The sequence below is a fragment of the Ignavibacterium sp. genome (assembly GCF_025998815.1).
Taxonomy (GTDB): Bacteria; Bacteroidota; Ignavibacteria; order Ignavibacteriales; family Ignavibacteriaceae; genus Ignavibacterium.
This window is the reverse complement of sequence record NZ_AP026678.1, coordinates 2,788,359-2,801,058: the sequence shown is the minus strand read 5'-3', so window position 1 is coordinate 2,801,058 and position 12,700 is coordinate 2,788,359. Positions and strand designations below refer to the sequence as shown.

Below are 12,700 nucleotides of genomic sequence, written 5' to 3'. Positions count from 1 at the left end.
AATAGTACGCAGATTTTTATGATTAATTATGATTCCCACAAATCATATTAATCTGCGTACAAATAACTTCACACAACAAACACTTTAGCAATGTCAACAAGCAGTGATGGATTATTCATTAGCGCTGTCGTAAAAACTTTTCCCAGTGTTCTCTTCTCAACCGGAATTTTAAGTACAGAATGAGCAATGCTATTGAACTTTTCATCGGAAAAATTATAAATGCCTTCTTTTATTCTGTTAAAAGTTTCATGTCGTTTACCGAGTCTGTCGTGCCAAGCTTTATCATAAGTTAAGATATGATCAGGCTTATTCATCTTAACTGCTTCAGCAGCTATTCTTCCTGCAATTGAGCCACCAATCATTCCGCTTGCAATTCCACCACCACTTAACGGATTAACCTGTCTGGCAGCATCACCAACAAGCATTATTCCTGGTGCAGAAATTTTTTCAAGCGTAATTGAACAAGGCACTCCGCCAGCTATTTTAGTCAGAACAGGAGCATTTGGATAATGTTTATTCATAAAATCATCAAGAAAAGATTGTGCTGATTTTTTCTTACCGATTATTCCACTTACTCCCAAACCAATATTTGCTTTATTATGACCTTTAGGAAAAATCCAGAAGTATCCGTTAGGTGCAACATCTTTTCCAAAATAAAAGTAAAGCGTGTTTTGATCCACAGGTATATTTGCAGCAGTTATTTGAACCGCACTTTCCATATCACGGAAATCAATATGAGTTTTAAGTCCTGCCCATCTACCGACTCTCGATTCAACACCATCAGCAGCAATTACAACTTTGGATTTAATTTCTTTTTGCTCACCGTTGAATTCATACTTAACTCCGTTAACTTTTCCATCGCTATCGAAAAACAGTCCATTTACATAAGCACGTGTTACTATTTCAGCTCCGGCTTCAGCAGCAGTTCTTGCAAGTTCATAATCAAAAATTCTTCTTTCGAGTACATAACCTGCTTCACCAAATTCAATTATTACTTCTGTTCCATCAGGTGCATTAAATGAGAACTTACTAATTCGTGCCGCAATCCATTTATCATCACTTGCGATAAATTCTTCAACTCCCGCTTTACTTATTGCTTCACCACATCGGACAGGATAACCAACATCTCTGTCTTTCTCAAGCATCAGTACGGAAACTCCCCGTTCTGCAGCAAATCTTGCAGCCATACTTCCAGCCGGTCCAGCACCGACTACTATTATGTCGTACTCTTTATTCACTACTTCAACTATAAAATTGTTAATAGGCAATAAGCTGTAAGCAATAGGCAAATATTTTAAAGTTTATCAGCATTTCTCAAATAACTTTGCGGATTTTCAATCATATGATTTAATAATTTTCCAATTTCTTCTGAAAGAGCCATCAATTCTTCATAAACATCCTTTTTTATGTAATTGCATTCTAATGCAAATTGTAGCCAAACCTGAGTTTCAGAGTTTTCCATATCAGCATCGGAGGTTTTAGATATAAAATAAGATTCATATTTTCTTTTCCTATATGCCTCCGCAATAGATGTACACACCGATCGGGATGATCTTCTGACTTGATCTGTTAAAGAATATATTTCTTCTTTTGGGAAAGTTTTTGAGCAATGAAATATTTTCATTGCCATATCGAATGCCTTTTTATAAACAGTTAAATCCCTGAAAGACTGTTTCATAAAATTTTCCCTTCATCTATTTAGTAAAATTATAAAACCGATTTATTATCATTTGCCTACTGGCTTTTGCCTACTGCTTACTTGAAATCTCAGACTTAATATTATTTTAAAGCAACTCCGTCCTTATTAAATTTAATCACTTCAATCGGGCAAGACCAAACACACTTTGCACAATTAGTACAGCGTGGATCGATAATAAATATTTCTGCTTCTTTCAATTCAATTGCATCCTCCGGACATACTCCAACACAGCAACCACAAAAGTCACATCTGTCCGGAAGAATTTCTATCATTAATTTTCCGGTTTTCGCCTGACGATATTTAATTTCTGAATTTGACAAGTTTATTAAGTTAGATTAAATCCTTTGCGAAGTTAATCAAACGCTTAAACTTGATGAAATGAATTTCAGGATTGTTTAATAAGATTGAACTCTAGTGTAACCGACTCGGGATTAACATTAAAGTCAAGCTCAAGAGGAATTGTATTATCATCGATATGATATCTTAAATTCTGTGGAGAGATAATCAAATCAAAATTTTTAATTACCTCATATTGAGTTGAAAACACAAAAATCTTAGAGGAGTTTTCATAGTTTAATATTTTTATGATGTAAGTTTTATTATCATCATAAAAAGTTCGGGATGTAACAGTTGGTTTGTTGATGTTTTCGGAAGCAGCGGCAAGTATTAATCCATTTACTTTGCGTTTCTTCGCCTGCTCAACAGGATAAAGCTTAATAATATTAACCGGGTTATAAGCTGGAATCTTTTCTGCAATTAATTGTTTTTGTTCGGGAGTTAATTCTAATTGTAAAGAATATTTCAAGTCAGTAAAAAATTCTATTTCTTCTTTAAAGTCTTCAGAATTTTCCAAATATGAAATTTTTTCCTTTGATAACAGTGTCGGAAAGAAAACAAAATCAAATAAATCTTTTTCTGTTATATGTTCTCGCAATTTATAATCCTCATTTTATACTGTATATATAGTTAAAATTTTTGCTTTTTCGGAAAATGAACCGGGTAGAAATTAATGGTCTAATTCCTCAACAATGTATTGTTTAAGTAGTTTGAAAAGATATTCGAGAATATTCTGGTAGCGAAGTTTATACTCTTCAAAAGTAAGATTAGCGTAGTTCAATAAAAAATATTTATGCAAACCCGGATTAACTCCGCCGTTTTTTAAATCAACTGCAATATCAATAAGTGTTTTCTCAAAAACCGATAATTCATTATTTCTTAACTTACCTTTTTGAATATAAGTTTTATTCAGCTTCTCCAAAGTTCTCTTAATTGCAAGATCAACTAAATAATCCATATCTTTTTCTTCAATTTGCAATGATGTTGATTCCTGAACTGCAAAAAATGTAGTATCCGTTTCTTTAAGTTTAAATATCAATAAGTTTAAAGGAATTGCGGAAGCAAATGATGTTTCGGCATTAAGATAATTAAAGATTTTTTGAATAAAATTTTCACCGTACTTAAACAGTTCTATTGGAAGCTGATTAAATTCCTGCTCCGGTATAATTTTTCCACTTATTTCTTCTGAATTATCAGGAACAATATAAACACATCCCAGATAGTGAATTTTTCTAAACGAATTTTTCTTTATTTGATAATTAACTTTATCCAGAAGTTTAGAAAAAAATGGATCAGCTTCGCGAAGAAGTTTGGCAATATGCTGATTAACTTTGGAACGAATAATATTATTAAGAAACCTCTGTGCCTCGTGCTCATTATCCACTGCTGGCTGCCATTTTTTCAACGAGTCCTGTAAAACACAAAAATTATTTTGCTCGTCAGTCCCAAATAAAGAAGCGATTGCTTCAAGCGCAAGCTCATCAGCTGTAATTTCCTCCGAAAGGAGAACTTTTCTAACACGACGATGATTTAACCTTATATAATGAACAGCAATTTTAAAGGAAACTTCGATTAATTTGTTTCTTGAAGCAGAACAATCAAGAGATTGAAGTAAGGGTAATATTTCAATACCGGATTTCATTTAGCTCAAACATAAAAAATAATTTTGAAATTTTCCGAAACGGCCAAAAATTTTTTTATATATCATCATAGAAGCACCTCTGTCCCTGAATATGAATTTGCTTGGGGGATTGAAAGCCGCTGAAAGGCGGCTTTTTTTAATTTAAAAATTCTTCTTTTCTCAACCATTTTCCATCTTTCCAGTATAGCACATTGCTTATTAAAATTTTTTTATACTCTTTAGTGTCTGTAAAGGGCGGATTTAAATTGCCGTGTGCAACAAGAGAATCTCTGATAACTCTGAAATTGCTTCCAATTATAACATCTGATACCGTATAATTGGTATCAATTTCATAAGCCACTGTGTAGATTTTGGCTGAGAATTCTATGTGCGTTGTTTTAAAATTAAATAATGTAAAGGAAAATTTTTTCATTTCCTGCTTGTAGGATAGATCAAAAAATACGATCCCCGTCGTTCGATGTCCAACCAATATATCAAAATCATTTTTAGGAATCCTTAAATATGCAACGAGATTAGCTTCTTTTTTGTCTTTAATAATATATTCCTGTTTGGTAGGCCTGTAACCATCAAGGTCATTTAACCTTAATATCCAGAAAACAGCATCTTCATATCCATTATCTAATCCACAGGCAATAATTTCTTGTGCCCCATCACGATCAGCATCGAGTACTAATCCTCCATAAGTGTGTCCTGATCCCCAAAATGTTTCTTTAATTCTTTTTCCAGTTTGCAAATTTATTCCTGAGATAGCTGAACTGAATGAAGGTCCGTTATTTGCCCAAAATAATAAAATCTTTTCACCCTTATATGAGGTGGTGTCTATAAAATATAGAGAATAAATCGGCGGCAAATCTTCTCTTTCGGAATAGACCGTATCCTGAAAATTAAATTCCCATATTAAGTTTTGATTTTTATCAACACATAAAATTGTTCCTATCTCACTGTAAATAAAACCATCTTTTAACCTGTTTTTTACAAAAATGACTTCGTTTGAACCATCATTATTAATATCGCAGATTTTGAAGAATGCTTTTACAGCTCTTGGATCACCCAAATTCCTGGTATCGAAAGGATAATCAATTTGCCATAGAACTTTTCCATTTTTGTTTTTTATATGTGCTTTTTGTCCATCTAATGTTACTAGTGCAGGATTGTCATCAAAGTCAATTGTCAGAAGTGCTGTGAACAATACAGTTAGCAATAGGACAATAATTGTTGTGTAAATGTTTTTTCGTGCAAACTTTTTGGCTCTTACAACAGGATTCTGTTTTTTAATTGTCACTACATTTCTTCTGCTGAGTAAATCCTCAAGATCTTCAACAGCAACTATTTTTAGATTTCTATCCGGATATTCAGACTTTAATTCTTCGAGCTTCCCTTTTGCAGATGCTTCATCTTGTTTTGGAATTACAAAATGACTTACATCAGAATAAAATATTAATTCTGTTTTACGACTTATAATATCATTACCAACGGATAAGATTTTTCCATCCTCCGAAAGCCTTCCGGTAATTGCAATTCCCTGAACACTTTCAACAAGATATTTTGCGTTGTAATAGTTAAGTAACTCTTCTATAAACTTTATTGTTAATGCTGCGCCCAAAGAATTGCCACGACAAAATCCTGTTCGTTTATTAAAATGAATTATGACTTCGTGATAATTATCCAAATTTCTGATAAAATCTTTTACATAATTTTTTGCATTCATCCAAGAAACTTTAATCTGTTCTTCAAGCAATTGCTCAAGTTCTTTCTCACTGGGTACAATCAGAAAGTTATCGGAATTTTTGCTCTTGTTTATTTTAACAGTGATGGTCTCAAGTAAACCGAAAACAGTTTCATCGTGATTATAACTCTCAAGCAAAGGAATAATTAAATTTTTATCATCGGAAATTATTTCTTTACCATTTAATGCGTTGTTTAATTTATCATTCCAATCAGAAACTTTTTTGATTGCTTTTTCAATTTGCAGATTTAAAGAAGTGAGATACGGTAATGAATTCAAAATGCTCAGAATAAATTCAATGCGATCTAAATATTTCGGAGTGAATCCTTCAAGTGAAGAGTTAATTATTGAATTGATAAAATCAAATGATAGTTCGGTTGTATAAGCTTCAATAACATTTTGATTATCAGAAGATAGGATTTTTTCAAATACAGGAAGGTAAAGCCACAATTTTAATTTGTTGGAGTAGTATTCTGAAGATAGATGATGAATTTTTTTTAACTCATCCTCAATCTGTAATAGTAAAGAAGGTCCGAAATTCCCCGACATAACCCTCAACAGAAAATGTGCGGCTGTAAAATAATAAAAATTTTTTAAGAAGCTAACAAACGCTTATAATTTTTGTCCGGGAATAGTGATTTTAACTTCCCTTTTCTTTTTTTCCAGTTCCAGATTTTCTCTCATCAAATTCAAGGCGATTTCTTCACTGTCAGCATTTGCAATTGCTTTCTGATTTTCAGAAATTTTAATGTCAATATGTAATTGCCTGAATTTTGTTAACAAATCTGCAGTATATCTGTAAAGATTATTTTCGGAGTTGATTGATGGATGCTTTTCAAACCAGGCGTGACTTATAGTGTGCTGCTCGATAGTAATTTCACGGAGGTAAGATTGTATTTCATCATCAAACAAAGAAATTAAATCAGCAGGATTTGAGTTGGCTTCCTTACTAAAGTAATCTTTTATCTTCTCGAAAACTATTCTGTGAATTTCAAGTTCTAATTCTTCCACATCAATGTGTTCCAATATCAGTTCTATTATCACCGAATCATTTTCAAATAAAAGTTTGATTATTTCCTTTTCAATATTATAAAACTGAGGTGGAATGGACTTAATCTTTTCAGGTATTAAAACTTTCTGCGAGATCTTTTCTTCTTTATAAATTCTCTGCGTCTGTGTTCTTGCTATTTTCTTTTCTTGTTCAAGCGCTTTTTCAAGTTCCTTTTCAAGCAGCTTTTCTCGTAAATTAAATTTCTTCGATATGGTTTTGATGAGAAGATTCCTCTTTAATTCATCATCAATTATTGCAATCGGTTTAACGAGATCACGAATTGCTTCAGCAGCTTTTGTCGGATCGTCAAACATTCCCTGTTTTTCATAATAAGCTGTCTGATACTCAAGAAAATTCTCTGCTCTTTTTATCGTCTCTTCAAATTCTTCTTTACCGTATTTATTAACGAATGAATCAGGGTCCTCGCCTGATGGAAGTGTTGCAATCTTAACATCAAAATCTTTTCGTAAAAGTATTTCAATGCTTCTCATAGAAGCAGCTATTCCAGCGGTATCTGCATCAAAAAGAAGAACAACATTTTTGGTATAACGGGAAAGTAGTTGTGCCTGCTCATCAGTGAGTGCTGTTCCCGAAACAGCAACAACATTTTTAATTCCCGCCTGATAAAGAGAAATCAAATCCATATAACCTTCAACAATGATTGCTTTATCAAGTTTTCGTATCTCATCCTTTGCAAATGAAAGTCCGTATAAAACTCTGCCTTTTACATAGATTATTGATTCAGGTGAATTTATGTATTTGGCACCTGTATCATCTTCGCGAAGTTTTCTTCCGGCAAAGGCAACAACCCTTCCGTTCGGAGAGAAAATCGGAAAGATTATTCTGCCGGCAAGTTTATCATAAACTCTTCCATCCTTGTTTCTGCCAATCAACCCGAGCTGAAGAGCTTTTTCCAAATCAATATTTTTTTGTTTAAGAAAGCTTACAAGATTTTCCCATCCGTTGAGTGCATAACCTAATCCGAATGCTCTCATCGTTTGAACTTTTATATTTCGTTTCTGAAAATAATCTCTCGCTATCTGGCCTTCATCATCATTCAAAAGGTTGTTTGAAAAATATCTTGCTACTTCTGTGTTAATGTCAAAAAGAATTTCCTGCTCTGATTGACCTTCAGGGATTGAATCATCATAGTTCAGTTCAATTCCCAATTGCTCGGCGAGTTCCTGAACAGCTTCTACAAAAGAAATTTTTTTATACTCCATCAGAAACTTGAAAACATTTCCGCCGTTGTGACAACCAAAGCAATGATAAATTTGTTTTTCATCACTTACAGTGAAAGATGGTGTTTTTTCGGAATGAAACGGGCAAAGTCCGATATAGTTTCTTCCTCTTTTTCTCAACTGCACATATTCGGAAACAACATCAACAATATTTGCAGCATTTCTTATTTCTTCTATTTTAGATTCGGATATTCTCATATCTCAAATATACAAAGTTTGAAGCTCACTAATTTTCGGTTTTCTGCATCGTGTCAATTCTATTTATATTTGCCAAAAATTAAATGAATAATTGCCATTTTTCAGTTGAACGATATTTTAATTACTGGTTGAAACTATTTTTATAATTTTAAGGTTTTAATAGCTGTATGGAAACTAAAATTGAAAATCTGAAAAAATATTGCAATAGTCTTACTAAATATTCAAGATATAAAACCAGAGAAGTTTATATCGGTGATATTCCTTTAGGTGGAAACAATCCAATCCGTATTCAGTCAATGACAACTACCGACACAATGAATACGGAAGCTACGGTTGCCCAGACAATAAGAATGGTTGAAGCTGGTTGTGAGTATGTTAGAATAACCGCACCAAGTATAAATGAAGCACGCAATCTTGAAAATATTAAGAAAGAACTTCGCAAAAGAGGTTATAATGTGCCGTTGATTGCTGACATTCACTTTACTCCAAATGCTGCTGAACTTGCCGCAAGAATTGTTGAGAAAGTTCGCATCAATCCCGGCAATTATGTAGATAAGAAAAAATTTGAACTGATTGAATACACTGATGCAGAATACGAGGCTGAACTTGAAAGAATCCGGGAAAAGTTTGTTCCTTTAGTTCGTATTTGTAAAGAGTATGGAACTGCGATGCGAATCGGAACAAATCACGGCTCATTATCAGATAGAATTATGAGTCGTTATGGAGATACTCCTCTTGGAATGGTCGAGAGTGCACTTGAGTTTTTAAGAATATGTGAAGATGAAGGATATCATAACATTGTTCTTTCGATGAAAGCGAGTAATCCGCAAGTTATGGTTCAGGCATATCGGCTTCTTGTTAACAAAATGGAAGCAGAAGGAATGAATTATCCGCTTCATTTGGGAGTAACAGAAGCAGGTGGTGGAGAAGATGGAAGAATTAAATCAGCATTGGGAATTGGAACTTTGCTTGAAGATGGATTAGGAGATACAATTCGTGTTTCTCTTAACAGAAGATCCTGAATTTGAAGCTCCAGTTGCTATTTCACTTGCGAACAGATACAAAGGGAGAGAAAATCATCAACCAATTAAACCAATTGACGAATCGCCAATAGACCCATTCAATTACAACAAAAGAAAAACTTTTGAGATACTTGGTATTGGAGGTTCAAATGTTCCAAGAGTTGTGGCAGATTATTCAAACCGAAAAATTACCTCTCAAAAAGATTTGGAAGACATCGGATACACTTATGATGAACCAAGCGATAAGTGGTTTCTGTCAGATACTGCTGCAGATTTAATTTATCTCGGAAAAGAAACACTGCCCTTTGATTGTCCGAATGGTTTGAAAGCTATTTACGATTCTGATGTCTGGCAAAAACTTGAAAATCCTTATAACAGTTATCCGATTTTTGATTTAAAGAGTTATCTGATTGGCAATAAAAAATCAGATGAATTAAACTTTGTAAAAATCAATTCTGAAATTCTTGAAGATGATAACTTCAAACTTATCAAGAATGATAAAACAGCAGTATTGATTTTAGAAACGACCAATCTCCACGGAATGGCAGATCAAAGAAGAATTTTATTCGAATTGATTTTGCAGGATTTTCAAAATCCGGTAATCATAAAAAGAGATTATGATAAAATTTCTTTTGAGAATTTACAGCTTTATTCTTCAACTGATCTTGGTGCTTTGCTTATTGATGGATTTGGTGATGGCGTTTGGCTAAATGTTAATGAACTTACAAGCAAAGAAGCTGAAACCGGATTGTATGTTAAAAGCTTCATAAGGAAATCCGACTCCAAAGAGAAAGTAATAAACCGTTTACTGTTTAATATTCTTCAGGCAGCACGACAGAGAATTTCCAAGACTGAATACATTGCTTGCCCAAGCTGTGGGCGAACCCTATTTGACCTTCAGGAAACCACTGAAATGATTAGAAAAAGAACTGAACATCTGAAAGGTGTAAAAATCGCAATTATGGGTTGTATCGTTAATGGTCCTGGTGAAATGGCAGATGCTGATTATGGTTATGTTGGTTCAGGCGTGGATAAAATCACACTATACCGTGAAAAAAATATTGTAAGAAGGAATATTCCCACAAAAAATGCAGTGGATGAACTCATCAACCTGATCAAAGAGGATGGGAAATGGGTTGAGCCGTGATTTTAATCTCAACGCTTTCATTGGATATTTTGGACTATCATATTATATTTATAAACCAAATTATGAGAAGACTAAATCCAAAAGAATTGAAGCTACTTTCGATATCACTGAAAAATCTTCAAAACTCAAGTAGAAAATTTTAACCGAAATGCACCCCATAAAAGGGTGCATTTTTTTTGCTTTATGACGATTGAAAATATTACAAAATACATAGAGACCTGGGCACCAAAAGGTATCGCCTGGGAGAGAGATAATGTTGGTCTGCAGGTTGGCTCATCTCAGCAAAAAATAAAAAATATTCTTTTGTGTCTTGATGTAAACGAAGATGTCGTTGAAGATGCTATCAAAAAGAAGTGTAATCTGATTATAAGTCATCATCCCCTGATTTTCTATCCAATCAAAAAAATTACCGCAGGTGAAAAAACTTCCGATATTATAAACAAACTAATTAAAAATGACATCGCGGTTTATTCATCACATACTAATCTGGACTTTACAAAAGACGGTGTAAGTTTTCAATTAGCAAAAAAACTTGGATTAAATTCCATAAGATTTCTAAAAAATATTTCCGAAAATCTTTCGAAACTTGTGGTATTTGTACCCGTTGGATTTACTGAAAAAGTTGCTGAAGCCATTCATAATAGTGGTGGTGGAATTATTGGAGAATATACAAATTGCAGCTTCAGACTAATTGGCAAAGGAACTTTTCGTGGCTCTGATAAATCAAATCCATCAATTGGTGAAAAGGGTAAACTTGAGTTTGTTGATGAAGTAAGGTTAGAAATTCTAGTAAATAATTTTGATTTACCGAATGTTATTACTGCGATGAAAAATGCTCATCCTTACGAAGAAGTGGCTTATGATGTTTATCCATTAAAGAATGAAAATGTTAATTATGGAATGGGTGCATTTGGCGAACTTACTGAGGAATTATCAACAAAAGATTTTCTTAACTATGTATCCAAAAAACTTGGAATAAAAAATTTCAGATATACAAACGGCAAGAATAAAAAAATTAAAGCAGTAGCTGTTTGCGGTGGTTCAGGAAGTGATTTGTTAGCGACTGCAATTCATAATAATGCAGATGCATTTATCACTGCAGATATAAAATATCACACATTTCAGGATGCTGAAAAAAAATTACTGCTAATTGATGCCGGACATTACGAAACAGAAATTTTTATTCTGGATGAAATCGAAAGAAGACTGGAACAATTTATTAAAAGTTCCGGAATAGAAATTTATAAGTATAAGGGCACTACAAACCCGATAAGTTTTTTTAATAACTAAGGAGAAATAAAAATTGCAAACGCGATTAAAAATTCTGTATCAACTACAACTTATTGATGATCAACTTGATGAACTCGAAGAGCTTCGCGGTGATCTTCCCAATACAGTAAACACACTTAAAGCTCAGATAAATGAACTTCGTGAAGAAATAAAAAAGAAAGAAAAGGAGAAGGAAGAGTCACTAGAAAGAAGACAACTTAACGAAGAAGAAATTGAAAAGCTGAAAGAAAGCCAGAAGAAATTTAAAGCTCAGCTTTATCAGGTAAGAAACAATAAAGAATACGATGCTCTTACAAAAGAAATTGATCATACCGAGGAAACAATAAAAAGACTCGAAGCTGAAAATGACGCTCTTGCTGATAAGAGTAAAACTTTGAGCGCTGAAATAGAAGAAATAATTCCAAAGGTCGAAGAACTGGAAAAAGAATTGAAAGAAAAAGAAGCTGACCTAAAAGAAATTATTAAAGCAAACGAAAAAGAAGAGAATAAACTACTTGAAGAACGGAAGAAAGTTGAAGCATTGGTAAAAAAACCTGACCTTTCCGTTTATACAAGAATAAGAAAAGCGAAAAAAGGAAAAGCCGTAGTAACAATTAAAAGATCTGCTTGTTCAGGATGTCACAATATAATTCCGTCTCAGCGACAGCTTGAGATACGAAGAAATGATAAGATATTTACCTGTGAATATTGTGGTAGAATCCTGGTTTCGCAGGAAATTGCTGAAGAAGTAGAAAAATCTGTTTAAGTGTCTGAAACTGTCTGCTGATTTAAGTCAGACAAATATTTATATTCTCATTAGAATTATTTCAGACACAGAAATAAATTCATTTAATTAAAAAGTAATTGGCAGACTGATCGTAAAGCGATTGGTCATTTTAAAGAATAATCTGATAGACAAACCGGGCAATTGCCCCGATTAGTTCGGGGAGGAAAGTCCGAACTTCATAGAACAGGGTGCCGGATAACATCCGGGTATCCCAAAAGGGATAACTGATAGTGCCACAGAAAAAATACCGCCTCGACTTCTGTCGGGGTAAGGGTGAAAAGGCGAGGTAAGAGCTCACCGCTCCAACAGTAATGTTGGAGGTCCCGATAAGGGATTCCGCATTTGCGGAACACGGCAAACCACACCCGAAGCAAGGTCAAGTATAAAGGTCGTTTCTCTTCGGAGAAATAGAGTTGTTCGCTCAAATGATCACTTTGTGATCGCGATCTTTGGGTAGACCGCTGGAACCTGACAGTAATGTCTGGTCAAGATAAATAATTGCCATCCCTCTCGTCATTTGACGGTTTGATGGGATACAGAATTCGGCTTACAGGTTTGCAGCTATCAGATTTGTTCTTTCAA

The 12,700-nt window shown here is 33.8% G+C and carries 9 protein-coding genes, 1 other RNA gene and 1 pseudogene; 4 read left to right on the top strand and 7 right to left on the bottom strand.

The window, feature by feature from the left end:
* Nucleotides 1–68: 68 nt before the first annotated feature.
* The 7 genes from Q0X14_RS12115 to dnaG form a co-directional block, all read right to left on the bottom strand.
* Nucleotides 69–1,238, bottom strand: a complete 1,170-nt coding sequence (locus tag Q0X14_RS12115; protein WP_297838922.1) for an NAD(P)/FAD-dependent oxidoreductase — start codon at nucleotides 1,236–1,238, stop codon at nucleotides 69–71.
* 56 nt (nucleotides 1,239–1,294) lie between these two features.
* Complete coding sequence (locus Q0X14_RS12110) at nucleotides 1,295–1,678, bottom strand: four helix bundle protein (RefSeq protein ID WP_297838918.1); 384 nt, start codon at nucleotides 1,676–1,678, stop codon at nucleotides 1,295–1,297.
* Between the two features lie 101 nt (nucleotides 1,679–1,779).
* Nucleotides 1,780–1,971, bottom strand: a complete 192-nt coding sequence (locus Q0X14_RS12105) for a 4Fe-4S binding protein (RefSeq protein ID WP_297838915.1) — start codon at nucleotides 1,969–1,971, stop codon at nucleotides 1,780–1,782.
* 113 nt (nucleotides 1,972–2,084) lie between these two features.
* Complete coding sequence (locus Q0X14_RS12100; protein WP_297838913.1) at nucleotides 2,085–2,633, bottom strand: hypothetical protein; 549 nt, start codon at nucleotides 2,631–2,633, stop codon at nucleotides 2,085–2,087.
* A 72-nt stretch (nucleotides 2,634–2,705) separates the two neighbouring features.
* The gene (locus Q0X14_RS12095) at nucleotides 2,706–3,677 is read right to left on the bottom strand and encodes a hypothetical protein (RefSeq protein ID WP_297838911.1); all 972 of its coding nucleotides are present in this window, start codon (nucleotides 3,675–3,677) and stop codon (nucleotides 2,706–2,708) included.
* Between the two features lie 136 nt (nucleotides 3,678–3,813).
* A complete protein-coding gene (locus Q0X14_RS12090; protein WP_297838908.1) occupies nucleotides 3,814–5,952 on the bottom strand; it encodes a hypothetical protein in 2,139 nt (712 codons plus the stop codon).
* Nucleotides 5,953–6,015: 63 nt separating this feature from the next.
* Nucleotides 6,016–7,893 carry a DNA primase gene (dnaG, locus tag Q0X14_RS12085; RefSeq protein ID WP_297838906.1) on the bottom strand — a complete coding sequence of 626 codons (1,878 nt, stop codon included), beginning with the start codon at nucleotides 7,891–7,893 and terminating at the stop codon, nucleotides 6,016–6,018.
* A gap of 167 nt (nucleotides 7,894–8,060) precedes the next feature.
* Here dnaG and ispG point away from each other — a divergent pair.
* From ispG to rnpB, 4 genes and pseudogenes are all read left to right on the top strand, one after another.
* Nucleotides 8,061–10,062 (top strand): annotated as a pseudogene (gene ispG, locus Q0X14_RS15630) ((E)-4-hydroxy-3-methylbut-2-enyl-diphosphate synthase).
* Between the two features lie 183 nt (nucleotides 10,063–10,245).
* Nucleotides 10,246–11,352, top strand: a complete 1,107-nt coding sequence (locus tag Q0X14_RS12070; protein WP_297838896.1) for a Nif3-like dinuclear metal center hexameric protein — start codon at nucleotides 10,246–10,248, stop codon at nucleotides 11,350–11,352.
* 13 nt (nucleotides 11,353–11,365) lie between these two features.
* Entirely contained in the window at nucleotides 11,366–12,097 is a 732-nt protein-coding gene (locus Q0X14_RS12065) for a C4-type zinc ribbon domain-containing protein (RefSeq protein ID WP_297838893.1), read from the top strand.
* 146 nt (nucleotides 12,098–12,243) lie between these two features.
* Nucleotides 12,244–12,686, top strand: an RNA gene (rnpB, locus tag Q0X14_RS12060) — RNase P RNA component class A.
* Nucleotides 12,687–12,700 lie beyond the last annotated feature (14 nt).

Excerpts from the sequence above, each read along its gene's own strand:
- Q0X14_RS12110 (WP_297838918.1), bottom strand. The coding sequence starts at position 1,678 with ATGAAACAGTCTTTCAGGGATTTAACTGTTTATAAAAAGGCATTCGAT.
- Q0X14_RS12090 (WP_297838908.1), bottom strand. The coding sequence starts at position 5,952 with ATGTCGGGGAATTTCGGACCTTCTTTACTATTACAGATTGAGGATGAG.
- Q0X14_RS12105 (WP_297838915.1), bottom strand. The coding sequence starts at position 1,971 with ATGATAGAAATTCTTCCGGACAGATGTGACTTTTGTGGTTGCTGTGTT.
- Q0X14_RS12095 (WP_297838911.1), bottom strand. The coding sequence starts at position 3,677 with ATGAAATCCGGTATTGAAATATTACCCTTACTTCAATCTCTTGATTGT.
- dnaG (WP_297838906.1), bottom strand. The coding sequence starts at position 7,893 with ATGAGAATATCCGAATCTAAAATAGAAGAAATAAGAAATGCTGCAAAT.
- Q0X14_RS12070 (WP_297838896.1), top strand. The coding sequence starts at position 10,246 with ATGACGATTGAAAATATTACAAAATACATAGAGACCTGGGCACCAAAA.